The following is a 24595-nucleotide window of genomic DNA, read 5'->3' on the forward strand; positions in this document are numbered from 1 at the left end:
CCCCCTTTAGCGATACTCGACGATCTGTTTGAGCTCAAGCCGTTTTTGTTCGCTTTGAGCCTTTACGCGATACCCGAACGCACAGATAACGGCGACACTATGGCCGTATTCGAGGTCTAGGATTGCTTCGACCTCCTCTTTGTCAAATCCCTCTATCGGACAACTGTCGATCTCCAATGTCGCGGCGTAGGTCATCATGTTCGCCAGAGCGATATAACACTGTTTCGCCGTCCAGTTTTCCAACAGCATCTCATCGGCTTCGATAGGTTCCAAATAGTTCTTGTAGACACCCATATAGGTATCGACTGCCTCCGCTGGGAGTCCACGACGCTCGAACATTTTACGCACGTACGGTGTATCGCTGCGCACGGTATCGTTATCGGTGGTAAAAATCACCAGTTCGGAACATTCGGTGATCTGGTTTTGATTCCAACACGCACTTTTGAGCGCTTTGCGCAAATTCGGGTTGCGAACCACGATCACTCTCCATGGCTCCATACCAAAGGATGAAGGAGAGGTTCGCAATACCTCCAGTATCGAATCAAACTGCTCACTTGGAATCTGTTTTTCGGTATCGAACGCTTTGCACGCATGACGAAATGTCATCGCTTTTAAGAACTCGGACATAGTTTACCCCTTTGTCGTTCTATGATTTGTACTATTTTAACGTAGAGTTGTTTATGAGGAGTAACAAGATGCTCCAATAGGGGAGAATATTTGAGATACGTTTGCCATGCTGTCTCTGATGGCTTTGGTCGCCCCCGCTTGATGAGTTCAAAACAAACCGCCGCATTGATAAACCCTTTCCAGAGCCTTACTTCATCGTTATCTTCAAATCGGTGAGGATACCATAACGGTTCCAGATCTTCATGCGCGTCATAATAACGCCCCTCTTCGAGAGATTGGACAAACGCCTCACACGATGCCGTTATACTCGTAGATTCTTGCGCCAATACCCGCGTCCTCCTCGTAAACTGATGCACACGTGATTTGGAAATTTACTCCGAAACTCCCGTAATCGCTCTTTAGATGACTTTCCGCTGTCACAGTAGAATACAAAGACGCTACCTTCGGGCTCATTGCGTAAAAGCGGTGGAGCGTAAAGAACGGTTTCAGCTCCGTCGATAGGGTTTAATATTGTATCGATCAACAAGACTTTAACCCCGTTAGATTCTAAGGTTTGTTTGTTTTTAAGATACTCTTCTTGCGTCCATTCATCGACGCCCAGATCGATCATTTCAGCCCCTTTGTTTATCGTTTTGCGAAAGTTTATCAAATCAATAAAGGCTTTAGCCTTAGGATTTTAGGCTACACTTACGCTATGGCAAAGAAAAAGAAAAAAATGATAAAACTCAACCAATCCATTCGCCATTTTTTCGGCGATGAAGGATTCGATGAGGGGATTGAGCGCTTACCAAGTGAAGTCCTCATCGCCCTTGCCCATACACTGGGGATATTTAACGGTACGACGGATAAAGCAACCCTGATTAAAACTTTTCGGAGAATTTGGTCGGAAGGGGAGACCGATAATCGAGAAATGATAGTCGCCTTTTTCAAGAATGAAGGGAAAATTTATCCCAATCCAAAGCCCAAAGAGAAGCCGCATGAACGGGAAGAAAAAATCGATGAGCTTTTGGAAGCTTTTGAAATTACACCGGATGAACGCCGCGCATTGCACGCCGCATTTATCGACATACGTACCCGTAAAATTACTGCTGAGAAAATAGCAGGGAAGTTAGAACATATCCGTTATACTCACAAACGTGAGGCGCTTGAAAAAGCATTAGAGGGAAAATTCAATTTTGATGATACGTTAGAGTATTACGCTCCTATAACGTATCATGTCGAGGGTGAGAGTTTTAGTAAAATTCATGTCCTGAAAACGCCTCCGCTTAATGAAAAGCGGCTCCATGAAGAGACGTTAGAAGTTTTGGTTCCTGAAATAACAGAACTTAAATCTGAACTAACACGCCAAAAACAAGAGCAAATCAATCTCTTTTTGTCTTCACTCAACTTTCGATCGCATCGATATCTCACCCAAGAGCAGATTATTACCGCACTCAAAAGTGCCCCTCCCTCCGTGCAAACCTACGGGATGTTAAACGGTGATATTTTACGGGATGTATTGTCCCGCCATTTTCATACCGAACTCGCTTCCAGTACCAATGATGATTTGATTATCGAGATTGATAAGGAGCTGAATCTTCCCCACCGTCATGAACCGTTTGAATACTCTCTATCTCTTCATCTGGATGCCGCAGAGCTAAGCCGCCAGATATGGAATGAAGAGGAACTTAGTGTTAGTGCGATGATAGAGGAGCAAAGTTTACACGTTGAACGGGGATTTTTAAGTGAGCTGGAGCATTTGGTGAACGAGTGCCGCGAACGTTCAAAACTTTTGGAAATGGATGAAGAGTCCCTTTATGCTATCGTCTATGAGTTACTGTTACCGTATCTCACCCTGACTCCGCATATCAGTTCTAAAACAACGCGTAAGGTTTTGTTTGCCTTTGATCAACGCAATGCGAATGAGCTTCTAAAGCGGCAGCGTCAAGCACTCCTTGCGCGAACGGTACGTGATTTTAAAAACCTTTTTCCTTTAGCTCGATCCCTCCGCCGCCGTCTTATTTTCCATACGGGGCCTACTAACAGCGGTAAAACCTATACGGCATTTCAACAGCTTAAAAAGGCGGGAACGGGATACTATCTCGCGCCGTTACGTTTGTTAGCGTTAGAGGGGTATGAGAGCCTTCGTGATGATGGGGTCAGTGCATCGCTCATCACGGGGGAAGAGCAGCTTCTCGATGAGGATGCGACCCATATCAGCTCCACTATCGAGATGCTCAGTTTCGAAACAGAGGTTGATTGCTGTGTTATCGATGAGGTACAAATGATCGATGATAGAGATCGGGGATGGGCGTGGGCGAATGCTATCATCGGTGCTCCTGCAAAAACGGTCATTATGACGGGATCACCCAATGCCCGCGAAGCGGTTATAGCCCTCGCCGAATATTTAGGTGAGCCGTTAGAGATTATCGAGTTTGAGCGTAAAAATCCCCTTGAACTTCTCAACTCCGCCACTCCGATCACCGCTATAGAGCCTAAAACTGCCGTGATCGCCTTTACCCGCTCCAACGCCCTACGACTCAAACAGCAGCTCTCTAAAACCTATCGTACCAGTGTTATCTACGGCAATCTAAGCCCTGAAGTTCGCCGAGAAGAGGCACGCCGTTTTCGCGAGGGTGAGACCGATATTCTCGTCGCTACCGACGCTATCAGTATGGGGCTGAACCTCCCGATCAAAACGCTTCTCTTTTCCAAAGCGGATAAATTCGACGGTCAAAACCAGCGCAATCTCACTGCAACCGAAGTACGACAGATTTCAGGACGGGCCGGGCGGTATGGGTTGAGTGAAAAAGGGTACGTCGGGGCACTTACCGCAGATGTTCTCAAAACCATTTCTTCTCTCTTTACAAAAGAGATAGAGCCGATTACCTTGCCGTTTAATGTCATGGCGAACTTTGATCACATTATGCTCGTCTCGAATATTTTGGAGGAGAGATCCCTCTCGGCTATCGTTGATTTCTTTGTTCAAAATATGAAGTTTGAAGGGCCGTTTCGTGCCGCCAACCTCGAATCGATGCAGGAAGCTTCCGCTATTGTTGATCGCTACGATCTGGATATGCGGACCAAATATACTCTAGCTACGGCACCGTTATCAACTTCTTCACCGTTGGTGATGGCGGCATTCGAGCGTTATGTTCGTGCATTGGAACAGAAAAAACCGATTGCGTATATTCCGCCGAGAGCGTTAGGGAATTATGCGTTGTCAATGGAAGAGCTTCAGGAAGCGGAAGACCGGATTAAAGAGATTAGCCTCTATCTGTGGTTATCGTATCGGATGGGAGAATATTTCGTTGATGCTGAGAAAGCACGGATGTTTAGGGGGGAGCTGAACCGTTTTATCGAAAATTCTCTCCAACAAAGCCATTTTGTTCCGCGATGCAAAACATGCGGTAAACCGTTGGCACCGAATGCTGAATTTGCAATTTGCCAAAGCTGTTTTAATAATCTTAATCGAGCTAAAGCTCAGCAAACGCGTCCTGCAGGAGCGGAGAAACGGTATACATCAAAGCGACGTTAAAATAGCATCGTGTTGTTGCATCCGGATAAACGCATCGACCAACTCCATATCAAGATGGTGCTGCATCGATATTTTCATAAGGCGTAAGGTCTCGTATGAGCTCATTTTGTCTTTATAGGAACGCTGCGTGGAAAGGGCGTCAAAGACGTCGCATACGCCGATAATTCGAGCAAAGAGAGTGATGCTTTTTCCCATAAGCCCATCGGGATAGCCGCTTCCGTCAAGTTTTTCATGATGATGGCGTATTCCATCGAGAATACTGCGATCACGAATACCTATTTTTAACGCAATCGTATATCCATAAAGGGGATGGTGTTTCATCTCTTCAAACTCGCTGTCGGTTAGTCTCCCTTTTTTATTGGTTATGTTCGGGTTGACTCTGCTTTTGCCTAAATCATGCAGTAATGCCGACATTCCTAACTCTTCGAGGGTAACAGGTTCCAGCTTTAGATACGATCCTAAACTCAGAGAATAGATACAGACATTAATCGAATGGGTATGGGTGTAGTAATCGTAGGCTGTAATTTTGATCATAGATTCTATCGCATGGGTGTCACTGAAAATTGTATTGACAAAAGTGTTGACCACTTTTTTTGACTTCGGAACATTTTCAAGCTCTTCGGGATTTTCAAACATTTCATCAAGGATAACCGAAGCCTGTCGATAGATGACGGCAGCTTTTTTTGTAATCGGTATTTGTTCATTACGAGCAACGGCTTGCACCAGTTTATCTACAAAGCGGTTGTAAGAGGGGAGATCACTTTGCCGTATGTAAAGGGATCGGATCCGTTCGATCTTTGTTTTGTCATTTGAGCTGATAGGGGTATTCTGAGCTAAAAAAAAGGATTTATCAGAGAACTTGTCGTCAGTTGAGAAGAGATCAAACGGGAGAATATCTCCAACGTCCAAAAGCCATTTTTCAATTTCGACATAGACTTCATGGGGAGTTTCATCGTAACGTCGGGAAATGCGTACCTGTTTCACATCCGTAGCCGCTTAGCGCAACAGATCCGAGTAGTCATATTCCGAAGGATTTAAAAAGATTTTCCCCTCCCGAACACTGAGGCGTATATCGGTTTCACCTAAAGCTTCGAAACGTTTTTTTATTTTTTTATTTTCTTTCTCTTTGTAACGTTTGAGTTTTAAAAAGGATTTGAGGGATATCCATTCATCAATTTCGCTATCAACAACATCTGCATTGATGGCATCGGGTGTTTCTGCTTCTTGCATTACCGTATCGGTATTAACGTGAGAGAGAAATTTTGTGGCAACAACATGTAAAACATTGCGCAATTGCGCGTCACGTTCTTTGTAAATCTGCTCTACTTTGATCCGTTCGTCGATGAGCATCTGTTCTCGCTGATCACGCAGGCGAGAGGTCTCTTTTTCGAGAACATCCACTTTTTCACGGAGACGATCATTCTCTTGTTCGATATAGAGGGTATAACGGGTGTCATTAACCGCGTTAGTAGCCGTATTGTTTCTAGCAGACTCAACCGCAACGTACTTTACCCCGTTATCAACGATACAGTCCAAACTGCCGCGTCGTATCCGGTTGTGAATCGCTTCTTTGGAAACATTAAAATACTCTGCAGCATCGGCAATCGTCATTTTTTTCATCTAAACTCCCAAGTTCTCAAGCCTCGTTGGATTTATTTTAGCATCATTTCACTTGCTCTGCAGCATTGTGCAAAATCTGCGGATATCGTTCTTATCGGAAATTATCAAAAACGAGAGGAGCTTCCCACTCCATCGCTTTAATGTGCGCCATGATTTTTTGGAGTTCATCAATCTGTTTGGATTTAATACGGATATGTTCACCCTCGATTGCGACGGAAGCTTTTGTTTTTAGATTTTTGATTTCAGCTTGAATCTTTTTAGCCTCTTTGGCGTCGATGGTATCAACGATTTTATAGGTTGCTTTACGGCTTCCTCCGCTTGCGTCTTCGGTTTTGAGTTCATTGAGAGCTTTGGAAGAAAGACCTCTTTTGATCAGTTTTCCGATAACAATATCTTTTAGCGCGTCAAGTTTACTATCACTGGATGCGAGAAGAATGAGCTGTTTCTCTTTTTCACGGTAATTAATCTCATAGGTGACCCCTTTGAAATCATAACGGCCGATTACCTCTTTTTCAGATTGGGCAATCGCATCTTTAAAGGCTTGAAGATCAATTTTTGCGGAGATGTCGAGAGAGTGTTCAGATGCCATACTACTGTCCTATACAAACGTTTATTTATAACAGTTAGTATAACACACCCAAACTATAATTTGAAAACGGATTAAAACATTGGGCTACCGAAATCAAAACCTCCTCCAAATGCCATCCCTGCATTAGGGTCTTGATATCCCAGCATGGAGGATTTCATCCGTAGCATCGTAATATCTTGTTTGGGTGCAATGTTTTGAGGACAGACGGGAACACATTCACCGCAAAGGGTACAATCCCATATACCGTTGGTTTGTATTGCCGCTATTTTTATAGCACTGCTTGTTTCGCGCAGATCATTGACGTAACGCCAAACGCGAGTGAGCGCAAAAGGGCCGATAAAATCCGGATTCACAGCATATACGGGACAAGCGCTGTAACATGAAGCGCATAAAATACAATCGCTTTGTGTCTCGATACGGTGTGCCTCCTCATCAGAAATATTACCCTCTAGCGAATCTTCACTCCACGCTTTAGCGGTAGCATTAAAACGTTCGATTGCTGAAGAATCAACGACTAAATCTCGAATAACGCGGCTATTTCGGATCGGTTCTACCGTATCGCCGTTTACGGGTTTATATTCACACATCAATACTTCTCGTCCATTAACCCGTACTGCACAGCTTCCGCAAACTCCGCTGCGGCATCCGTGGGAATAGGTTAGTGAGGGATCGATTTTAGTTTTTATATGATTTAAAACCGTAAGCAGGGTAACGTTCTCTAACTCGACGTTATAACATTGTGCTGTAGAATCAGCACTGCGCACTACATTGATCTCCATCAGTCGCACCATTCTCTTTCATTCTCTTCTTCATCGTCGTCAAAATCATCATCTATATCTTCATTCATTGTATAAAATCCGCGCATAGCACTCCATCCTCTTTCCATGTGATTGTGTGGGCTCCGAACATTTGATCGTTTCGTTTAGGGGCGTCGATTCGGTAGTGTGCCCCTCTGCTCTCAACTCGACTGATCGCACTGACGACGATAATTTCTGATAGCTCTATTTTGTTTCCGAATTCGATAAATTCGACCAGATTGGTATTGCATATTTTGGACTTATCACGCGGTCCCATAAACGGCAACTCTTTTTGCATTTGTCGAATCGCCCCCAATACCGCTTTAAGACCCATATCGTCCCGAACGAGTCCAACATTGTTATAGAAGATATTGGCTAACATCTCTTGTTTTTGATAGAAGTCAATCTGATTGGTAAAATACATGACTCCGCGGACGAAATTCGTATCTTTGGCTAACTGATGGTTATCGAGAACAGGAGAGGGATGTTTTGCCCCATATTCAGAAGCATTTGCCCCGCAATGAAGACCGAATACTATCAGTTCTAATAACGAATTTCCCCCCAAACGGTTAGCGCCGTGTGTTTTATGGTTAGCGCATTCACCGACGGCAAATAACCCTGATATACTGCTCATACAGTGTGCATCGACTTCAATTCCCCCCATACTGTAATGGGCAGAGGGTTTGATCGGGATCAGTTCATGTACGGGATCGATTCCCTCGTAAATTTGTGCTAATTTACGCTCTTGAGGAAGTTCATGATTGATGAACTCTTCTCCCAAGTGACGAATATCCAGATAAACGGCACCGCTGGTTGCTATTTCCTCATGGATTGCACGGGCAACTATATCACGGGGGGCGAGCTCGTCGGTAAAACGCTCTTTATTTCCATTAAGCAAATAACCACCTGCTCCACGTGCACTCTCAGAAATTAATATCGAAGAGTTTTTCAATGCGGTCGGATGGAACTGAATAAACTCCATATCGGCAAGCTTTGCACCGGCACGTACTGCCGCCGCTAAACCGTCTCCCGTAGCCTGAACCGAGTTGGTGGAATGTTTGCCGTACAATCCGCCGTACCCGCCGGTAGAGAGGATAACCGCATCGGCTCGGATCTCTTCAACGTCACCGCTCTCAATATTCAAAAAGGTTGCCCCCAAGACACGGTTTGTCTCTTCATCAACAATCAGATTCAGCAAAAAGCGCTCATTTTTAAAGGTAATTCCTGCTTTAAGGCATTGATCGTAAAGGGTATGCAGAAGTTTTAGCCCGGTGTAGTCTTGTGCATAACAAGCTCGGGGTGCACTTGCTCCCCCTAATCGGCGTCTTGCAATCTCTCCTGATGCATTACGGCTAAACGGTAGTCCGATAGCATTGCACCAACGAATGGCTTCAGGGGCTTTTTCACACATAAAAGTTATTCGTGCTTCATCTCCCAATCCCGCAGATGAACGAAAGGTGTCATCAATATGATTTTGGATGGAGTCATCAGAGCCTAAAACAGCGTTCATTCCCCCTTGTGCCATTGAGGTTTGGGAGCGTGTCGGTAGTGTTTTAGAAGCTATAATCACTTCCGCACCCGACTCATGTGCCGAGAGTGCGCTCACCAATCCGGCTCCGCCGCTGCCGATAATCAATACTTTTGCCATGCAATGACTCCTTGTTGTCGCGATTGTATCCCATAGATTGTTAGCGCACACTCAAAAAGATTGACTAATTTTTAGGATAAAATAAACTATGCAAACTTTATTCTCTATTATGGGTATTTACCTCTTTATCGCGGTCGGTTTCGGTGCCAAATGGGTATTTAAAGAGAAAATCGATGAGCGTACGATTACTCTGCTCAGTGTCTATTTTTTACAAATCTTTCTCACCTTTTGGGGACTTCTCAAACGTCCGATCGATACGGAACTTCTCGTTGCACCTGCTCTTTATCTTGGGATTACATTGGTATCTTTGCTCCTTATGATTCCGCTGGCACGTCTCCTTTTTAATGATTCTAAAGAGCGTTCCATCGCCACCGTTGCGGCACTGATCGGCAATACGGGTAATCTCGGTATTCCGTTGGGAATTGCACTGTTTGGAGAGATGAGCGTCCCCTATCTTACCCTCATCAATCTTGTCAACGTTTTCGTTGTCTATACCATCGGAGTGTTTTACTATTCACGCGGAGAATTCAGCGTGCGCGGTTCGCTCATGAATATCGTGAAACTCCCCGTTCTTTGGGTTGCACTGGTAGCGATTGCACTCAATCTCATCGGCTATGTGCCTAGCCCCGCCGTCGATAAAACGCTGATGATGGGGGCGTATGCGTCTATGACCATGCAGTTAGTGTTGTTTGGGATTTATCTCTACGGCATTAAACTCGGCGAAATCAATCTACGACTTAGCGCATGGGTCAACGGAACAAAATTTATTTTGATACCCGTGATCGCATTTTTTGTATTGGGGATGGTGGAGATGGAAAGTACCGTGAAGGGAATTTTGTTTTTGGAGCTGTTAGTCCCCTTAGCGGTAGCGAATGTTAATCTCGCCTCACTCTATCATTGCGCCCCTCGCACCGTTACGGTACAAGTATTTGTAACGTCGGTATTATTTTTGGGGATAGCGCTGATACTCCCTACGCTGTTAAAAATGTTTTGATATTCTCTATCGTAGCGGTTATCAAACGCTCCCGTGCTTCACGGGATGTCCATGCGATATGGGGAGTAATATAGAGGCGTTGGGGATGTTTTACGGACAAAAGAGGATGCGGAGTTTTCATCGGCTCACGTGTTAACACATCGAGTCCGACAAAAATCGGCTTAACATCTATGATGACTGAAAGAGCATCTTCATCCACAATCCCGCCGCGACCTAGATTGAGCAGTACCGCACCGTCTTTCATCTGCAACAGTTCAGAGTGGGAGATCAGATTTTCGGTCGATGGATTCAGCGGTGCGTGGATCGAAATAATATCGCTCTCTTCGATCAAACGGCTGAGGGTCGTTTTTTCATACTCGCTGTTCTCATTTTTTCCTGAGGTTGAGTAATAACAAACGTTAGCACCGAATGCGCGGGCAATGTTTGCCACATTTCGTCCAATCTCACCGAGACCGATAATCCCCCATGTTTTTCCGCGTAATTCGCTGAACGAAGGGCCGATATGGGCGAATACCGCTTCCTTCTGCCATGCTCCGCTTTTGACATACTCATCGTAATAGCGACTGTATCCCATTAGATAAAAGAGCATTGAGAAGGTATGCTGAACCACCGCATCGGTCGAATACCCCGCGACATTTTTGACGCTTATGCCCCGACGAGCGGCGGCATCGTGGTCGATGTTATTGGTTCCCGTTGCGGCAACACAGATGAGTTTGAGCTTCGGTGACGCTTCCATCACGGCATCGCTAATCACCACTTTGTTGGTAACGATCACTTCCGCCTCTCGTACACGCTGAGCCGTCTCATCGGCAGATGTCGTTTGATGAATAGTGACATCACCGAGGGATTCAAATCCCGCTAACGAAGTATCCCCATACGTTAGCGCATCGAGTATGACTATTTTCATGCGTCTTGTATCTTTTTGATCAATTTTTTCGCTTTTTTAAGGGCTTTATTCACTTTATCAAATACGAGAACAACCGCCATACGTCGTCCGACGTGCGCTTCAGGTTTACCGAACACACGAACGAAGCTATTATCATCGAACAGCTCATCGGCAACGTCGATCACAGGTTCATGCGATTCAACAGTCGATTTAAACGCCGCACTTGCACCGTCACCGTAGAAGGTAAATCCGAGAGGGAGTCCAAGCACCGCTCTTACATGCAGAGCGAACTCACTTTGGCTTTGGGTAATGAGTGTTACCATCCCCGTATCGTGCGGACGCGGACTCACTTCGCTGAAATAGACTTCATCGCCGCTTACAAATAGCTCAACACCGAAGAGCCCTTTGCCGCCCAAACCATCAGTTATCGCTTTGGCGATCTTTTGAGAACGCTTGAGCGCTTTTTTGGACATTTCCATCGGTTGCCAGCTGTAGATGTAATCGCCGTCTTTTTGAATATGTCCGATCGGCGCACAAAACACGGTCTCTACCCCATTACGTGCCGTTAGCAAGGTAATTTCATAATCAAAACGGATAAACTCCTCGACGATCAGCTCACTCGCATCGCCGCGTGCTTCTTTGGCAATTTCCCATGAGCTTTCCAGATCAAACGGACTGTGCGCGATACTTTGCCCGTGACCTGAGCTACTCATTACCGGTTTAATCACACACGGAAATCCGACATCCTCAGCCGCAGCACACATATCTTCATAGGTGCTCACAAAATGATAACGACTGGTTTTAAGCCCTAACTCCTCTGCCGCAAAACGGCGGATGTTTTTACGGTTCATTGTTTTGTTGACCGCTTCGGCGTTCGGGATAACACAAAAACCTTCCGCTTCTGCCGCGAACAGTGCATCGATGCTGATTGCTTCGATCTCAGGGAGGATGAAATCGGGTTTCTCTTTACGGATGATTTTAAGCACCGCCTCTTGATCTTGCATATTGATCACATGGGATCGGTTTGCAACGAGGTGTGCCGGAGCATGTTTATAACGATCTACCGCGATTACTTCGATCCCTAAACGCTGTGCCTCGATGGCCACTTCTTTGCCGAGTTCGCCGGAGCCTAAGAGCATGATTTTTTTAGAATTATTTTTAAGAGGTGCGCTAAAGAGCATAATGTAGCCTTGTGCAGAAATTGTTACACGAAGTTTATCACAGGGTTAGTAAAGGTTTTGTTACAGAAGGGAAAATTGAGGGGAAGAGGTGTAACCCAAGCGCCGAAGCGCAAGGAATTACAGGCGAGATTCGTAACGTCGCATCATATAGAGACGTTTTAACATCTTTTTGCGAGCGCTGATTTTGAATTGTTTACGCTTTTCAGTCTCTGTAACATGGTTACGGCGAGCACGGGCTTCAGTAACAATCAGATTACGATCTGTTTGTTTCTTGAAACGGCGGTAAGCAGCATCAAAGTTATCATCTTGTCTAAGAACGATACCAGGCATTCACATCACCTACTTTCTATTTAAAATTTTGAGTGCGAATTGTACCATAACTTTAGGCGTATTGGGTTAAAATAACTTTATGATTACCCAAGACTCCATTGAGGCTTTAAAAGCCCGACTTGATATTGTCGATATCGTCGGCTCTTACATCGAGCTCAAACGTGCGGGAAGCAGCTTCAAAGCACCCTGCCCGTTTCATGATGAGAAGTCCCCAAGCTTCGTGGTCAATCCCTCACGCCAAAGCTACCACTGCTTCGGATGCGGAGCACACGGCGACAGCATCAAATTTGTTATGGAATATGAGAAGCTTAACTATCCTGAAGCGATTGAGAAACTGGCTGCTTCGAGTAATTTTACCCTTCATTACACCGACGATACAAAACAAAAAAAACGCTCTAACCTACTCGAAATACTTAACGATTGGTACCAAAAGCTTTTAGAGCAAAATAAAACGGCAACGGATTATCTTCATGAGCGGGGAATTTACGCTTCCAGCATCGAGCGATTCGGGATCGGATACGCTCCGACCTCTCCTGAAACACTTCGGTTTTTAGAGCAGCGCAAGCTCTCTTCCGCCGAAGCGGTCGAGCAAGGGGCTATCGGACGGGGGGATGATGGTCGTCTCTTCGCCCGTTTTATTGAACGGATCACCTTTCCGATCCACTCCACCAGCGGTGCCATCGTCGGCTTTGGCGGGCGTACCATCACGGGGCATCAAGCCAAATACGTTAACTCTTCCCAAAGCGCCATTTTTAATAAATCACGCCTCCTCTATGCCTATCACCTCGCCCGTGAAGCGATTTATCGTCGCCGAGAGATCATTGTAACCGAGGGATATCTCGATGTCGTGATGCTCCATCAAGCGGGATTTACCCATGCCGTTGCGACACTCGGAACGGCACTTACTTCTGAACATCTTCCGTTATTACGCAAGGGGGAACCAAAAGTTTTCGTCGCGTATGACGGTGATAAAGCAGGACGTGCCGCCGCTTTCAAAGCATCAAAACTTCTCAGTATGTCAGGGTTTGACGGAGGAGTGATATTGTTTGAGGGGGGGCTTGATCCCGCCGATATGATCAAAAGCGGACAAATCGAACAACTTAATGCGCTCCTTCATCGTCCTATCCCTTTCATCGAATTTGCGCTAAATGAAATGATTGCGCAATATGATTTGCAAAATTTTAAAGATAAAGAGACCGCTTTACACGAAGCAACCGGTTTTCTAAAAACGCTGTCTCCTCTCATGCAAGAAGAGTATAGCCGATATCTCGGTTCAAAAATAAGTGGAGTAAGTTCTAAACTAGTTTCGCTTGGAACTTCACACAAAGCCCATTCAATTTTAAAAACTTTATCAGGACAGGATATCTGGGAATTAAGTCTGATTAAAACAATTATAGAACGACCGCAGATAACAAATTCTCTTCTTGATTTTATCGATTCCTCTATGCTCCAATATCATACGGTAGAGTTTAATGCCGCGATCAATGGGGAGATGAATCACCCGCGCTTAAATGAGATCATTATGGATAAAGAAATTTTAGTTATGGAGGGTGATGACGGGCTCAAAGCAGAACTTATTACCTTCTTGAGTTCTCATTATAATCGTGAATTGAAAAAACTCACCACCCAAAATACGGTATCATTCGATCAAAAATCGTACTTAATACGTCAATTTCGTGAGAAAATCGAACGCCTTAAACGGGGCGAATTAGTGCCGCTCACATAAACAAGGAACTCCATGAAAGCAATAGCACTCTTTAGCGGCGGACTTGATTCGACTCTTGCCATGAAACTCATCCTCGATCAAGGAATCGAAGTCATTGCATGTAACATAAATACAGGATTCGGCTCCACCAAAGACCGACTTAATCATATGAAAAACATGTGTGAACAAGTCGGTGCAGAATTTAAGAGTGTTGATATCCGTGATGAATATATCCGCGAAGTCCTTTTTACCCCAAAATACGGCTACGGTAAAAACTTCAATCCCTGTATTGATTGTCATGCTAAAATGTTTGAAGTGGCCAAACGTCTTATGGAAGAGTGGGGGGCGAGTTTTTTGATCAGCGGAGAAGTCTTGGGTCAGCGTCCGATGAGCCAAAATCGTGAATCACTTGATAAAGTACTCAATCTTAGTAACTGTGACGGATTACTCTTGCGTCCGATGAGTGCCAAATCGTTGGAACCGACGATTCCTGAAATTAACGGGTGGGTTGATCGTGAAAAACTTGAAAATATTGTCGGACGCAATCGTGAACGTCAAATAGAACTTGCAGAGGCATTCGGACTTAAAGATTATGAGGCTCCGGGAGGGGGGTGTTTGCTCACTGATGAGAAATTCTCCAATAAAATTCGTGATTTTATTGCCCATGACACACTGGAAGTAGCGGATATTCCGACATTGAAATACGGACGCCAGCTTCGTCTTCCTGAGGGGGCAAAATTTATCATCGGACGCAATGCCGAAGATAATGCTATGCTCGAAGGGATTGAAAACTCTAAATACATTCATATCCATACGGAGCTTTTTGGACCGCATTCGTTGATCTCTTCTGCCGCGAGTAATAATGATAAAGTATTGGCGGCTAAACTGGTGTTAGCTTATTGTAAACCGGGATTTGAAGGGGAACAAACCCTTGATTTCGGAGGGACACCGCTAACCACCGTTAGCGATTTAAGTCGTAACGATGCTCAGAAGTATTTTATTTGATATTATTTTGCGACTGAACAGCCGTAACCTGCTTTTTTAACGGCATCACACATTGCCTCAGGTTTTGTGCCATCGGCAGTTTTGACTTCCGCTTTGCCCTCTTTGAGGTAAACTGTCGATTCTTTGACCCCATTTACTTCATTCAAAGTTCCTTTTACGTTTTTCACACATGCAGGGCAGGTCATACCGCTCACATTGAGTTTTACAAGCTGATCGGCACTCGAAACCGCAACCAATGCTACCAAAGAGAGGAGAACTTTTTTCATTCGCGAATCCTTTAAATAATTTCATGCTATTGTTTCATAGAACTGTTAAATTTGTGTTAAGTCTTAACACTGTTGTAACAAAAATTATTTAAACTATTGATATTCACTAAAAGGTTTGATTATGCACGGTATCGAATGGTGGCTCATAATTTCGATTGCATTCGCAGGAAGTTTCGGTCACTGCATCGGAATGTGCGGAGGCTTTATCGTCGCGTACAGCTCTACTAAAATTGATGATTCTATGAGTCGTAGTGCGCAGTTTATTCGACACGGTGCCTATAATATCGGACGGGTTAGCTCTTATATCATTTTGGGGATGATATTCGGCGCTATCGGCGCTTTATTCGCACTTTCAATGGAGATGCACGGTGCGCTCTTTATCTTCGCGGGAATTATTATGATTATCACCGCGTTGGGGATGTTTGGCGTATCATCTCTTATTCATGCACTGGAGCGTGGGTTTTCGAGTAATGCATTATTTAAAACCCTTTTTTCCCGTCTTATTAAAAGTAAGAGTATCGGAAGTTTTTTTGCATTGGGAGTTATGAACGGATTTTTCCCTTGCGGATTTGTCTTTTTCTTTGCGGCAAAAGCGGCAGCGTCTGCTTCGATTATTGACGGAGGGCTTATTATGGCGGCATTTGGGTTAGCGACGGTTCCGACTCTTCTTGCCCTTGGGCAATCGGTTAGCTTTTTCAAAGAGATTGCATTCCGTCAAACGATGAACCGTATTGCCGCTTTGGCTATTCTTATTTACGGTCTTTACAGTATTTATTACGGATTGGCCTATTTTTTCGATTTACCGTTGTAAGGATACGATCGCTTCTTCGAAAGCCGTTCGATTCAGTCCGAACTTTTGTATGAGCTCTAATGCCGAGGATATCCCCTCTTCGCTAAAAGTATTTTGCAGATTGAGTGTTTTCGTAACAACTCTTAGCACTTGAGCGTAAGGATTCTGAGTCTCTTGGTTTGATATTTCTCGTAAAGCATTAATGAGAGCTTCATCAAAATTCCAATGTTCAAACATCGTTGCCGCAATTTCATAGCTGCATATTCCGAGATAATTTCGTTCAACTTCTTCAAGAGGTTTCCCTTGTGAAATTTCTTCTAAAAAAGCCTCTAAATTACCGGATGCGATAATTTTTAACGAACCGACAAGCTTTCCAAGTTCCATTAAAAAAGCACTGCTTTGTAATAACGGCAACATAGACTTATCTACGTTCCGATACCACTCTCTTGCTAGAGCCATTTGTAATGAAGATACTTTTGTCAACTCATCAATCGTTACCCCGTACGGGGTTAAATCAATGACTACCACTTTTTTAATGGCACTTGCCGCGGCAAAACCTCGGATCATTGAAATTCCGAACAACATGATTGCTTGGGGAATAGAAGATATCTCTTTACTCATGCCATAGAGAGGAGAATTGACCGATTTCAAGATATTGGCACTGAGCATCGGGTCATTTTCTATGACACGAGAAAGTTCATCTATATTGGTGTCATTGCTCATGCACAATTCTTGAATACGTACTACTGAAATCGGCAGAGGAGGAAGACTTTTAATCTCTTCAAGCATATGTATTTAATTCCTCGCAAGTTAATTTATCAAAAATATACTCTTCTGATAAGTGTCTATTAACGTGAGTGTACTCGTACTCCATTTAAACTATTATTAGTTTGGGTAAATTAACGCTATACTAATCCAACATTTTTTGAGGAGTCACTATGTCCGGAGTAATGTTTTCGTTTTACAATTTTGCATCGTTGATCGATCTCAATATCGGAATATCGGATCGGCTTGATGAAAATCGTTCAGAGAGTTTTTCCATTATGTTTTGCGATTTTTCAGGTATCTCACAATCGCTGGTTGAAGCCAATCTAAAAACATTGCTTCGTACTTCTGATTCTATCGTCCATTATGAACATTATTACTTTTTTGTGATGCCGTATACGGATAAATACGGATGTGGAATGGTTGAGAAAATGATGGAAGAGCTTTTTGCAAAACCTATCTCCTCGGCAGCGGTTTGCTACCCCTCAAACGGAGAAAACCCGTCTGAACTATTTGAGTCGCTTCATGCTGAAGCGAAAAAAGTGACGGGGATTGATCTTGATTGTCTCTACAGCGCCGCAAATCGGGAGCCGTAAAAGAAGGTTAGCGTTGAGATAAGACAGGCTTAAAGGTATGATACGGGGACTTTTTATAGTACTCTATTGCTTCGTGAATATCGCTTTTTCGGGCAAGATTACGATCATACACATAGACTGAGCTTGAAACGTTTTCACACGGTTGAATTTTACAAGGTTCACTTTTTAATTCTTGAGCTACGGCGCTAACAGCACTGTTTGTAACCGGAGTAGTGCTCACTACCGAGACCGGCTTAGTCGCTTCATGCACCGCCGCAACGGCTTCTTCTTTTTTCACAACAGAAGGAGAGGTAGAAGCTTTTGCCTCTACCGTAGCCTTTGGCGTAGATGTTTTGGATTCACATACTTTCGGTGTTGTTCGATTGATTGGACGGACAAAGGCATCTTTACTGATTGCTTTTGCTTTTTTAAGATCATGGTGTGCTGCTTTTGCGGAAGTATATTTTCCCACCGTCACCACATTGCACGCCCCCTCTTTTTTCTTTTCGGAACGGAGGGCGCTTTTTTGCACCTTTTTTTCAAAAGCGGGAGTGATCGAAGCCTCTTTTTGGGCACTGATCGTTTGAATCGTATATTCCTCCGCACTCAACACTACATTTGTCATACTGAACATCATAATTAGGGCTAACTTTTTCATGTTATCTATATCGACAGAAGAAGAATAAAACTTTATAGAGGGATCTTTTTTATTCACATTGACTTTTAAGAGCCCTAATCGTATAATGGCGCTCCAATATCTTTGGGCCCTTAGCTCAGCTGGGAGAGCGCTTCGCTGGCAGCGAAGAGGTCAGCGGTTCGATCCCGCTAGGGTCCACCATCTTCATTTTGTCCTCATTATTAACATTTACGTAATCTAACCTCACTATAATAGCTCTAATACTTTTCCAAAAGGAACCTTATGATGAAACTTTCTTTAGCAATCGCATCCCTTGTTATAACCTCGTCGTTCGCCTTGGCTGCTCCCGCAACACTCGCTACCGTGAACGGTAAAGCGATTACATCAGGAGATGCAAACACTTTTTTAGCCAAAGCTGCACCGGGGATGAGTTATGAAAAACTCGATCCAAAAATGAAACGTCAGGTTGTCGATCAGCTAGTTAATCAGACACTTATTAAAGATCAAGTCCTCAAAAGCGGCATTCAAAATACGGCGCAGTTTAAAGCACAGTATGCTGCTATTAAAAATGATTTGGCGGTCGATATGTGGATGAAACAACAAATGAAGAAAATTTCTGTCAGTGATAAAGAAGCGAAAACGTTTTACGATGCCAATAAAGACAAAATGAAACAAGGGGAAAAAGTGATCCCTTATGATAAAGCTAAAGCTGAAATCACACAGTTTTTGAAACTTGAAAAATTTAAAGCGCATATGGATAAAACAACCGATTCCCTTCGCTCCGCAGCCAAAGTAGAAATCAAGCTCTGATAATCTCTTGGAAAACGTGCGTACGGCTAACCCTTTTATCCTTTCGGTAGGGATTCATCTTGCTTTGGCTGCTCTGTTGATCGGAGCCCTTAGTGCGGTGCAGAAAATTATTCCGGCTGTACCCGAAAAAACAATCTTAAAAATTTTGTTACAACCTTCTGAATCATCGGTTAGTATACCTAGGGTGCAACAGCCCAAAGTTGAACCGATCGAACCGAAAAAACCGTTGGTTGAACAAACACGAAAAGTTGAGACGTTGAAGCCTCGTGTCCCTACGGAAATTAAACCGAATATTCCTGCACCGTCCATAGTCTCGAAAGTGGAGATACCCGCTCCTGTGGTTTCTAAAATACCGGAAGCGGCGACGGTTGTTATCCCTAAAGCGCCTCCTCCAAAAGTAGAAGAAAATTACGAAGAAGAGAATTTGGGGCGTATTCGCACGATTTTAGCTGAACGGCTCAAATATCCTAAAAATGCTTTACGCTTAAAACAGCAGGGAGAGACGACCGTCACATTTACCCTTGGGAGCAATCGCGAAGTAAGTCAAATCACAATCTCTCAAAGTTCCGGGTTTGAGCTTTTGGACGATGCGGCAAAAGATCTGATTGAAAGTTCTGCGACGGAGTTCCCGAAGCCGAAAAAATCGGTACGGATAAGCGTACCGATTGCCTACCGTCTGCGGTAAGACTATCCTCTAGCCGCAAGTCCTCGAGCAAGAGATTGTTCAATATCGTGTGAATAATTTGGATTGTTTGCCCGAAGTGTTTTCTCAAAACGGAGTATGAGCTGAGAATTGGTGTGGGGATGCACGCAGAGTGTTTCAAGCAAAGTTTTGTATTTGCCTATCGTATGTGAAGTCATTGTTCCAAAGCGATTTAGAATTACGTCAACAGCATGATGAAGTTCTTTGCTGCTTGAAGATCTATTTTTAATAATCTCGCTTAAAGACTCAAACGTTTCGATGTGTTTCGGATCATCAGAGATCGGTTTACTCTTGCTGCTCCAGACATAAAGTGCGACGAGTAAGATTAGAATAAACAATAATCCTACAATAGTGAGTATTAAATTTACAGGGATCATAATAGGGGTTCTCTTAGATTGATATGAGAAGTATTGTAGCTAAATTTTTTATTAAAATGATCTCTTTTTGAAAAGGATATAAGTCTAAAAAAGAATTGTTTACTTCAATAGGCGCTATAATAGAACCAAACTAGGTGGGGAGGGTAGTGCAATGGAACCGTTATTTATCCAAAACAGTATCCTCTCTCTTGTCTTAGGCTTTTTGATCGGATTGCAGCGCGAAATGCATACTATTTATTCCCATAAAGTACAAGATTTTGGAGGGGCACGGACTTTTTCCATGATTGCTCTTTTTGGGTATTTATCGGCATGGTTTAGCGCTTTCTCTCCCTATTTTTTTCTGATTGCATCCGTTATGATGGGACTTTTACTTATTGCCGCATACATCGTTAACAGTATCTCCATTCCTGAGAAAGGGGCGACGACAGAGTTTGCCGCCCTTGTGACTTTTGTGATCGGAGGAATGCTCAATTTTTCGCTCCCTATCTTTTCGGTATTTATTACGATTATTGTTTTGTTTGTGCTGAATATCAAAGATACCGTAAAAGAGTATGAGCAGACGATTACAAAAAAAGATCTTGCTGCCGCTATCTTGTTCATGATTATGACATTTGTGATCCTCCCAATTCTCCCCGATCATCCTATTGATCCGATGGGTCTTATCAATTTGTACCGTATTTGGATTATGGTTGTTTTGGTTGCAGGGATCTCTTTTTTCGGCTATATAGCCATTCGTATTTTAGGCGCCACTCACGGTATTGTGGTTGCCGGTATCTTTGGCGGGTTAGTCTCTTCAACCGCCGTCGCAATGAGTATGGCGAGGCGGGTTCACGAAAACGGATTTTTAGTAAAAAATCTCACACTGGGAATTATTTTGGCATCTTCCATGATGCTTATTCGTGCGGGAATAGAGATGTGGGTGATTAATCCCGTCCTCACAAAAGAGTTTATCCTCCCTATAGTGATAGGCTCACTTGCGGGATATGGGTATATCGGTATGCTCTATTTTTCCTCTAAACCCGAAGAGATACCTCAGAATATTGAGTTTAAAAATCCTTTTAGTATTAAAGAAGCTCTGATTATGGGATTGGTATTCGGGGCTACTCTCGCTCTAATAACTCTTTCTAACCGGTATGTAGGTGATATGGGGGTGTACGCAGTCGCTATCGTTTCAGGGATTGCCGATGTCGATGCGATTATTCTTTCTCTCTCCTCTTTAGCCAAGAACGGTCTTAATGCGACCACGGCACAGTACGCTATACTTATTGCCATTATCAGTAACTCTTTTGCAAAAGCCGTATTGGTGCTCTTCTTTGGAAACGTTGTCCTCTTTCGATTGGTATTGATCTATTACTTGATTTCGGTTGGGGTGTTTACGGCAACGGCACTGCTGATGCTGTAAGGATTAATTTTTTTTAGATACGATGTCATATCAAATCAGTAAGGAACAGTAATGTTTTTAGACTATTTTCTCTCGTTCGGCCTCTATTTTGTCACGGCAATGGCCGTTTTTGGAATTTTTCTTTTTCTTTACGCGAAAGTCACCCCTTATGATGACTATAAAATGATTTTCGAGGAGAATAACACTGCCTCGGCACTTGGACTCGGCGGAGCGGTTTTAGGATTGTCTATCCCTCTTTACAGCGCGCTGGTTCACTCGGTTTCGTATGATGATTTTGCGATGTGGGCAGTTGTGGCTATGGCTATTCAGCTTATTTTCGCTTTTATCCTTACCCGTTTAGGCGGCAAGTTCTCGGTTAAAAACCATATCAATGCCGGAGATGTTTCCGTAGGTGTTTTAATGGCATTTCTCTCTATCTCCATCGGATTAATTAATGCAGGATCGATGAGTTATTGAAAATTTTAAAAGCATAAGCTTCAATTTGAGGTTTAGGTTTTTAAAGTACGGTAAAGAAGGGATTTGTATGGCGGACAGCTAGAGATTCGAACTCTAGGTAGGTTGCCCTACACACGCGTTCCAGGCGTGCGCCATCGACCACTCGGCCAGCTGTCCATTTTTGAGAGAGTGAAATTGTACCAAAGATAGCTTAAGTATGAGTATCGTTAGGTAAGAGAATAAATCAGAGTGATTATTCAAAGGATGGAATTATAGAAAACCGAAACACGAAGGAGGAGCGTTTCGGTCAAACTATCGAAGGAGAATCGAAACACCATTGTAAAAGAGAAGTGTTAATTTAGTGTAAAAAAATATTATTTTTGAATGTATATTCCCTTGATATAATGGTGCCATACTATTTAAAAGGGTTTTCGTGCTCCCAAATCAACGTTTTCATTCTATTAGTGACGACTTTAGATCCCCTTATGCGCGAGATCGGGATCGTATTATCCATTCAGGAAGTTTTAGACGACTGGAGTATAAAACACAGGTTTTTTTAAATTCTCAAGGGGATTTCTTTCGTACGCGTCTCACCCACAGCATCGAAGTAAGTCAAATCGCCCGTTCCCTCGCGTCACATCTGGGGCTTGAAGAGTCGTTAGCCGAAAGTATTGCCCTTTCGCATGATTTGGGTCATACCCCTTTTGGACACATCGGCGGAGATACTCTTGATGTTTGTTTAAAAGAACGGGGCTTCGTAAGCGGATTTGAGCATAATTTTCAAAGCTTTCGGGTCGTAACCAAACTGGAACAGCGGTACAAAGCATTTTTGGGACTTAATCTCACCTATGCGACATTGGAAGGGATATTAAAGCACTCCTACCCTTATAACAAATCATTTTTACCTGAAGAGATAAAAGAATCTTTTGCTCTGGATACCCATCCGAGCATCGAAGCGATGATCGTTGATCGTGCCGATGAAATCGCCTATATCAGTCATGATATTGACGATGGGGTTGCCTCAGGGCTTATCACGTTTGAAACGCTTAAATCCAGCGAATTAATTCAGACCATTTTACAAAAGGTCTATGATGAGGGAATTCATGAAGATGAAGATGAGATGTTTCGCTACCGTTTTAGTTCTCATCTAATTAATCATTTGGTCTATTCTCTTCTCGAATACTCTCGCGATAAAATTGATAATACCCGTGTGTTAGCTTCAGTTATACCGGCATCGGAACCGATAGTTATCGGATTTGAACCTGCATTAGAGACGCAGATCAAAAAACTCAAAAAACTTTTGTTTCAAGAACTCTATCAGCACAAACACATTATGCGTAAAATGTTTGCGGGGAAACAAGCAATTATCGGATTGTTTAACGCTTTGATGGAAGAGCCGAAGATGTTACCGCGTTATTATTTGGAACAGTGTGAACGACGCAATACTCACCGTGTTATTAGCGACTATATCGCAAGTATGTCGGATCGGTATGCGATGGAGTTATATAATGAGTTATACGGGAGAGAGGGCTAGAAAAATAAACTTTAGGGGGTTGTAGGGACATTTGTCCCTGCCACTAAAACGGATGTATCCGTTTTAGTGTGTAACATTAGATTAAACGAGTACCGCTTCGCGTTTGCCCGCTTCGAGATGACCGATAACGTATCCGTCCGTCGACGCTAATACTTCGGCAACGTCCGCTTCTTTGACGACGAGGATCATTCCGACCCCCATGTTAAAGGCACGGAACATCTCGTGACGCTCAACGTGTTGACCGATCAATTCAAAAATCGGCAAGACACGGATAGACGATTCGGTGATAACGGCACGTAACCCCTCAGGGAGAACGCGTGGGAAGTTTTCGACGATTCCGCCACCCGTGATATGGGCGAGGGCTTGGATCTTATCTTTGAGTGCTTTGAATGTCTTGACGTAGATGCGTGTCGGAGTCAAAAGGGTCTCAATAAGAGGTTTTCCTTCGAATTCGTCTTCGAACTTCATCCCCATTTTTTCAAACAACACTTTACGTGCTAATGAGAATCCGTTGGAGTGTAATCCTGAACTCGGCAATGCGATGAGGATATCCCCTGTTTTTACTTTGTTCGAGCGGTCAAGTTCGCTTTTTTCGCCGATACCGACGGCAAATCCTGCCAAATCGTAATCATCGCTATGGTACATCCCCGGCATTTCTGCGGTTTCACCGCCGATTAGGGCACACTCTGCCTGACGGCAACCTTCCGCGATACCGCTCACGACGGCGGTTGCAGCAGTGACATCGAGCTTGCCGGTGGCGTAATAGTCGAGAAAAAACGATGGGGTTCCGAAGTTACAAATGAGATCATTTACGCACATCGCGACCAAATCGATCCCGACCGTATTATGAATACCTGAATCGATAGCAAGTTTGAGTTTTGTACCGACCCCATCCGTTGCGGCGAGCATGACCGGCTCGCGGTATCCGCTCGGAAGCTCAAATGCCCCTGCGAATGAACCGATTCCGCCGAGTACACCGGGGATTGCCGTCGATTTAACGAGTGGTTTGATATTTTCGACAAAACTGTTACCCGCGTCGATATCGACACCGGCATCTTTATAGCTGATTTGACTCATGAAGTCCCTCATCTGTTGTAATAATGGAATTATATCAGATGAGTTGTTAGGGGAAATTTAGGGGATCAATCTTTTTGGGGACATTTTCCAAAAACTTTTTTGAAAATCCACAGTGACGGGCAAAAATCGAATAAAGCCCATACGATAACCATCACGATAACCAGGGTTTGCAGGATCATAGCGTAGAGCATTTGCCCATCGGCAAATAAAAACATTGCGGCGGTAAGTACTATTGCCATTAAAAAACGTTGAATCTTTTCAGCACACATTTGATTACTCCAGTTTGTGATATAAATTTGACTAAATTATAACGAATGTTTTTCTC

At 43.7% G+C, this 24595-nt stretch carries 28 protein-coding genes and 2 tRNA genes; 12 read left to right on the plus strand and 18 right to left on the minus strand.

Features of this window, described 5'->3' with window-relative positions; all coding sequences use genetic code 11:
• Window positions 1-6: 6 nt before the first annotated feature.
• From RMO68_RS02930 to RMO68_RS02940, 3 genes are read right to left on the minus strand one after another with little or no spacing between them, the layout of a single operon-like run.
• Complete coding sequence (locus RMO68_RS02930) at window positions 7-627, minus strand: NAD(P)H-dependent oxidoreductase (protein ID WP_310439225.1); 621 nt, start codon at window positions 625-627, stop codon at window positions 7-9.
• On the minus strand, window positions 612-953 hold the full coding sequence (locus tag RMO68_RS02935; RefSeq protein WP_310439226.1) for a DUF309 domain-containing protein: 342 nt from the start codon (window positions 951-953) through the stop codon (window positions 612-614). Before RMO68_RS02935 ends, RMO68_RS02930 begins: the two co-directional genes overlap by 16 nt.
• Window positions 929-1237, minus strand: coding sequence for a hypothetical protein (locus tag RMO68_RS02940; RefSeq protein WP_310439227.1), 309 nt, complete (start codon window positions 1235-1237; stop codon window positions 929-931). The genes RMO68_RS02935 and RMO68_RS02940 overlap by 25 nt, the downstream gene beginning before the upstream one ends.
• An 84-nt stretch (window positions 1238-1321) precedes the next feature.
• Here RMO68_RS02940 and RMO68_RS02945 point away from each other — a divergent pair, with 84 nt between their 5' ends.
• Window positions 1322-4144, plus strand: a complete 2823-nt coding sequence (locus tag RMO68_RS02945) for a helicase-related protein (protein ID WP_310439228.1) — start codon at window positions 1322-1324, stop codon at window positions 4142-4144.
• Here RMO68_RS02945 and RMO68_RS02950 read toward each other — a convergent pair.
• The 5 genes from RMO68_RS02950 to RMO68_RS02970 form a co-directional block, all read right to left on the minus strand.
• Window positions 4130-5128 (minus strand): HD domain-containing phosphohydrolase, encoded by a 999-nt coding sequence (locus RMO68_RS02950; protein ID WP_310439229.1) that lies wholly within the window; start codon window positions 5126-5128, stop codon window positions 4130-4132. The two genes, RMO68_RS02945 and RMO68_RS02950, sit on opposite strands and share 15 nt — an antisense overlap.
• 12 nt (window positions 5129-5140) lie before the next feature.
• Window positions 5141-5764 (minus strand): DNA-binding protein, encoded by a 624-nt coding sequence (locus RMO68_RS02955; protein ID WP_310439230.1) that lies wholly within the window; start codon window positions 5762-5764, stop codon window positions 5141-5143.
• Window positions 5765-5855: 91 nt separating this feature from the next.
• On the minus strand, window positions 5856-6353 hold the full coding sequence (locus RMO68_RS02960; RefSeq protein WP_310439231.1) for a YajQ family cyclic di-GMP-binding protein: 498 nt from the start codon (window positions 6351-6353) through the stop codon (window positions 5856-5858).
• Between the two features lie 71 nt (window positions 6354-6424).
• Window positions 6425-7132 carry a succinate dehydrogenase/fumarate reductase iron-sulfur subunit gene (locus RMO68_RS02965; RefSeq protein WP_310439232.1) on the minus strand — a complete coding sequence of 236 codons (708 nt, stop codon included), beginning with the start codon at window positions 7130-7132 and terminating at the stop codon, window positions 6425-6427.
• A 64-nt stretch (window positions 7133-7196) separates the two neighbouring features.
• The gene (locus RMO68_RS02970) at window positions 7197-8798 is read right to left on the minus strand and encodes an FAD-binding protein (protein ID WP_310439233.1); all 1602 of its coding nucleotides are present in this window, start codon (window positions 8796-8798) and stop codon (window positions 7197-7199) included.
• 88 nt (window positions 8799-8886) lie between these two features.
• Here RMO68_RS02970 and RMO68_RS02975 point away from each other — a divergent pair, with 88 nt between their 5' ends.
• On the plus strand, window positions 8887-9792 hold the full coding sequence (locus RMO68_RS02975) for an AEC family transporter (protein WP_310439234.1): 906 nt from the start codon (window positions 8887-8889) through the stop codon (window positions 9790-9792).
• On the opposite strand, the gene RMO68_RS02980 is transcribed toward RMO68_RS02975, so the two are convergent.
• The 3 genes from RMO68_RS02980 to rpsU all read right to left on the minus strand — a co-directional run bounded on the left by RMO68_RS02980 (window position 9770) and on the right by rpsU (window position 12189).
• Window positions 9770-10699 (minus strand): D-2-hydroxyacid dehydrogenase, encoded by a 930-nt coding sequence (locus RMO68_RS02980; RefSeq protein ID WP_310439235.1) that lies wholly within the window; start codon window positions 10697-10699, stop codon window positions 9770-9772. The genes RMO68_RS02975 and RMO68_RS02980 overlap by 23 nt on opposite strands.
• Window positions 10696-11859: a formate-dependent phosphoribosylglycinamide formyltransferase gene (gene purT, locus RMO68_RS02985; protein WP_310439236.1), complete on the minus strand. Its 1164-nt coding sequence runs from the start codon at window positions 11857-11859 to the stop codon at window positions 10696-10698. The genes RMO68_RS02980 and purT overlap by 4 nt, the downstream gene beginning before the upstream one ends.
• 117 nt (window positions 11860-11976) lie before the next feature.
• Complete coding sequence (gene rpsU, locus RMO68_RS02990; protein WP_015652475.1) at window positions 11977-12189, minus strand: 30S ribosomal protein S21; 213 nt, start codon at window positions 12187-12189, stop codon at window positions 11977-11979.
• Between the two features lie 79 nt (window positions 12190-12268).
• On the opposite strand from rpsU, the gene dnaG reads away from it, so the two are divergent.
• Together dnaG and RMO68_RS03000 are read left to right on the plus strand one after the other, a co-directional pair.
• On the plus strand, window positions 12269-13915 hold the full coding sequence (gene dnaG, locus RMO68_RS02995) for a DNA primase (protein ID WP_310439237.1): 1647 nt from the start codon (window positions 12269-12271) through the stop codon (window positions 13913-13915).
• A gap of 12 nt (window positions 13916-13927) precedes the next feature.
• The gene (locus tag RMO68_RS03000) at window positions 13928-14899 is read left to right on the plus strand and encodes an argininosuccinate synthase domain-containing protein (RefSeq protein ID WP_310439238.1); all 972 of its coding nucleotides are present in this window, start codon (window positions 13928-13930) and stop codon (window positions 14897-14899) included.
• 2 nt (window positions 14900-14901) lie between these two features.
• Here the strand turns inward: RMO68_RS03000 and RMO68_RS03005 are convergent, their stop codons facing one another.
• The gene (locus tag RMO68_RS03005) at window positions 14902-15165 is read right to left on the minus strand and encodes a cation transporter (RefSeq protein WP_310439239.1); all 264 of its coding nucleotides are present in this window, start codon (window positions 15163-15165) and stop codon (window positions 14902-14904) included.
• A gap of 121 nt (window positions 15166-15286) precedes the next feature.
• On the opposite strand from RMO68_RS03005, the gene RMO68_RS03010 reads away from it, so the two are divergent.
• Window positions 15287-15976, plus strand: coding sequence for a sulfite exporter TauE/SafE family protein (locus tag RMO68_RS03010; protein WP_310439240.1), 690 nt, complete (start codon window positions 15287-15289; stop codon window positions 15974-15976).
• Here the strand turns inward: RMO68_RS03010 and RMO68_RS03015 are convergent.
• The gene (locus RMO68_RS03015) at window positions 15965-16744 is read right to left on the minus strand and encodes an HDOD domain-containing protein (protein WP_310439241.1); all 780 of its coding nucleotides are present in this window, start codon (window positions 16742-16744) and stop codon (window positions 15965-15967) included. The two genes, RMO68_RS03010 and RMO68_RS03015, sit on opposite strands and share 12 nt — an antisense overlap.
• 149 nt (window positions 16745-16893) lie before the next feature.
• Here RMO68_RS03015 and RMO68_RS03020 point away from each other — a divergent pair, with 149 nt between their 5' ends.
• The gene (locus RMO68_RS03020; RefSeq protein ID WP_310439242.1) at window positions 16894-17316 is read left to right on the plus strand and encodes a hypothetical protein; all 423 of its coding nucleotides are present in this window, start codon (window positions 16894-16896) and stop codon (window positions 17314-17316) included.
• Between the two features lie 7 nt (window positions 17317-17323).
• Here RMO68_RS03020 and RMO68_RS03025 read toward each other — a convergent pair whose 3' ends face one another.
• Complete coding sequence (locus RMO68_RS03025) at window positions 17324-17953, minus strand: hypothetical protein (RefSeq protein ID WP_310439243.1); 630 nt, start codon at window positions 17951-17953, stop codon at window positions 17324-17326.
• Between the two features lie 104 nt (window positions 17954-18057).
• On the opposite strand from RMO68_RS03025, the gene RMO68_RS03030 reads away from it, so the two are divergent.
• The 3 genes from RMO68_RS03030 (at window position 18058) to RMO68_RS03040 (ending at window position 19427) form a co-directional block, all read left to right on the plus strand.
• A tRNA-Ala gene (locus tag RMO68_RS03030) sits at window positions 18058-18133 on the plus strand.
• 81 nt (window positions 18134-18214) lie between these two features.
• Window positions 18215-18742, plus strand: coding sequence for a hypothetical protein (locus RMO68_RS03035; RefSeq protein WP_310439244.1), 528 nt, complete (start codon window positions 18215-18217; stop codon window positions 18740-18742).
• Window positions 18743-18758: 16 nt separating this feature from the next.
• On the plus strand, window positions 18759-19427 hold the full coding sequence (locus tag RMO68_RS03040; RefSeq protein ID WP_310439245.1) for a TonB family protein: 669 nt from the start codon (window positions 18759-18761) through the stop codon (window positions 19425-19427).
• A 2-nt stretch (window positions 19428-19429) separates the two neighbouring features.
• On the opposite strand, the gene RMO68_RS03045 is transcribed toward RMO68_RS03040, so the two are convergent.
• Window positions 19430-19783: a hypothetical protein gene (locus tag RMO68_RS03045; protein WP_310439246.1), complete on the minus strand. Its 354-nt coding sequence runs from the start codon at window positions 19781-19783 to the stop codon at window positions 19430-19432.
• Between the two features lie 190 nt (window positions 19784-19973).
• Here RMO68_RS03045 and RMO68_RS03050 point away from each other — a divergent pair, with 190 nt between their 5' ends.
• Both RMO68_RS03050 and RMO68_RS03055 read left to right on the plus strand, forming a co-directional pair.
• Entirely contained in the window at window positions 19974-21224 is a 1251-nt protein-coding gene (locus RMO68_RS03050; RefSeq protein WP_310439247.1) for an MgtC/SapB family protein, read from the plus strand.
• 51 nt (window positions 21225-21275) lie between these two features.
• Window positions 21276-21680 (plus strand): DUF350 domain-containing protein, encoded by a 405-nt coding sequence (locus RMO68_RS03055; RefSeq protein WP_310439248.1) that lies wholly within the window; start codon window positions 21276-21278, stop codon window positions 21678-21680.
• 68 nt (window positions 21681-21748) lie between these two features.
• Here the strand turns inward: RMO68_RS03055 and RMO68_RS03060 are convergent.
• Window positions 21749-21836, minus strand: a tRNA-Ser gene (locus RMO68_RS03060).
• A 256-nt stretch (window positions 21837-22092) separates the two neighbouring features.
• On the opposite strand from RMO68_RS03060, the gene RMO68_RS03065 reads away from it, so the two are divergent.
• Complete coding sequence (locus tag RMO68_RS03065) at window positions 22093-23193, plus strand: deoxyguanosinetriphosphate triphosphohydrolase (protein ID WP_310439249.1); 1101 nt, start codon at window positions 22093-22095, stop codon at window positions 23191-23193.
• A gap of 81 nt (window positions 23194-23274) precedes the next feature.
• Here the strand turns inward: RMO68_RS03065 and purM are convergent, their stop codons facing one another.
• Both purM and RMO68_RS03075 read right to left on the minus strand, forming a co-directional pair.
• Window positions 23275-24270: a phosphoribosylformylglycinamidine cyclo-ligase gene (gene purM, locus RMO68_RS03070; RefSeq protein WP_310439250.1), complete on the minus strand. Its 996-nt coding sequence runs from the start codon at window positions 24268-24270 to the stop codon at window positions 23275-23277.
• A 65-nt stretch (window positions 24271-24335) separates the two neighbouring features.
• Window positions 24336-24509, minus strand: a complete 174-nt coding sequence (locus tag RMO68_RS03075) for a phosphoribosylaminoimidazole synthetase (protein WP_310439251.1) — start codon at window positions 24507-24509, stop codon at window positions 24336-24338.
• Window positions 24510-24595: the final 86 nt, after the last annotated feature.

It is taken from the genome of Sulfuricurvum sp., assembly GCF_031427015.1.
Taxonomy (GTDB): Bacteria; Campylobacterota; Campylobacteria; order Campylobacterales; family Sulfurimonadaceae; genus Sulfuricurvum.

What these genes read in the sequence shown, in the direction of transcription:
- RMO68_RS03050 (WP_310439247.1), top strand. Translation starts at nt 19,974, where the DNA reads ATGGAACCGTTATTTATCCAAAACAGTATCCTCTCTCTTGTCTTAGGC.
- rpsU (WP_015652475.1), bottom strand. Translation starts at nt 12,189, where the DNA reads ATGCCTGGTATCGTTCTTAGACAAGATGATAACTTTGATGCTGCTTAC.
- purM (WP_310439250.1), bottom strand. Translation starts at nt 24,270, where the DNA reads ATGAGTCAAATCAGCTATAAAGATGCCGGTGTCGATATCGACGCGGGT.
- RMO68_RS03025 (WP_310439243.1), bottom strand. Translation starts at nt 17,953, where the DNA reads ATGAAAAAGTTAGCCCTAATTATGATGTTCAGTATGACAAATGTAGTG.
- RMO68_RS03010 (WP_310439240.1), top strand. Translation starts at nt 15,287, where the DNA reads ATGCACGGTATCGAATGGTGGCTCATAATTTCGATTGCATTCGCAGGA.
- RMO68_RS03000 (WP_310439238.1), top strand. Translation starts at nt 13,928, where the DNA reads ATGAAAGCAATAGCACTCTTTAGCGGCGGACTTGATTCGACTCTTGCC.
- RMO68_RS02930 (WP_310439225.1), bottom strand. Translation starts at nt 627, where the DNA reads ATGTCCGAGTTCTTAAAAGCGATGACATTTCGTCATGCGTGCAAAGCG.
- RMO68_RS02970 (WP_310439233.1), bottom strand. Translation starts at nt 8,798, where the DNA reads ATGGCAAAAGTATTGATTATCGGCAGCGGCGGAGCCGGATTGGTGAGC.
- RMO68_RS02960 (WP_310439231.1), bottom strand. Translation starts at nt 6,353, where the DNA reads ATGGCATCTGAACACTCTCTCGACATCTCCGCAAAAATTGATCTTCAA.
- RMO68_RS03055 (WP_310439248.1), top strand. Translation starts at nt 21,276, where the DNA reads ATGTTTTTAGACTATTTTCTCTCGTTCGGCCTCTATTTTGTCACGGCA.
- RMO68_RS03075 (WP_310439251.1), bottom strand. Translation starts at nt 24,509, where the DNA reads ATGGCAATAGTACTTACCGCCGCAATGTTTTTATTTGCCGATGGGCAA.
- RMO68_RS02940 (WP_310439227.1), bottom strand. Translation starts at nt 1,237, where the DNA reads ATGATCGATCTGGGCGTCGATGAATGGACGCAAGAAGAGTATCTTAAA.
- RMO68_RS02965 (WP_310439232.1), bottom strand. Translation starts at nt 7,132, where the DNA reads ATGGAGATCAATGTAGTGCGCAGTGCTGATTCTACAGCACAATGTTAT.
- RMO68_RS02945 (WP_310439228.1), top strand. Translation starts at nt 1,322, where the DNA reads ATGGCAAAGAAAAAGAAAAAAATGATAAAACTCAACCAATCCATTCGC.
- RMO68_RS02955 (WP_310439230.1), bottom strand. Translation starts at nt 5,764, where the DNA reads ATGAAAAAAATGACGATTGCCGATGCTGCAGAGTATTTTAATGTTTCC.
- RMO68_RS02980 (WP_310439235.1), bottom strand. Translation starts at nt 10,699, where the DNA reads ATGAAAATAGTCATACTCGATGCGCTAACGTATGGGGATACTTCGTTA.
- RMO68_RS03020 (WP_310439242.1), top strand. Translation starts at nt 16,894, where the DNA reads ATGTCCGGAGTAATGTTTTCGTTTTACAATTTTGCATCGTTGATCGAT.
- RMO68_RS03005 (WP_310439239.1), bottom strand. Translation starts at nt 15,165, where the DNA reads ATGAAAAAAGTTCTCCTCTCTTTGGTAGCATTGGTTGCGGTTTCGAGT.
- RMO68_RS02975 (WP_310439234.1), top strand. Translation starts at nt 8,887, where the DNA reads ATGCAAACTTTATTCTCTATTATGGGTATTTACCTCTTTATCGCGGTC.
- RMO68_RS03015 (WP_310439241.1), bottom strand. Translation starts at nt 16,744, where the DNA reads ATGCTTGAAGAGATTAAAAGTCTTCCTCCTCTGCCGATTTCAGTAGTA.
- purT (WP_310439236.1), bottom strand. Translation starts at nt 11,859, where the DNA reads ATGCTCTTTAGCGCACCTCTTAAAAATAATTCTAAAAAAATCATGCTC.
- RMO68_RS03035 (WP_310439244.1), top strand. Translation starts at nt 18,215, where the DNA reads ATGATGAAACTTTCTTTAGCAATCGCATCCCTTGTTATAACCTCGTCG.
- dnaG (WP_310439237.1), top strand. Translation starts at nt 12,269, where the DNA reads ATGATTACCCAAGACTCCATTGAGGCTTTAAAAGCCCGACTTGATATT.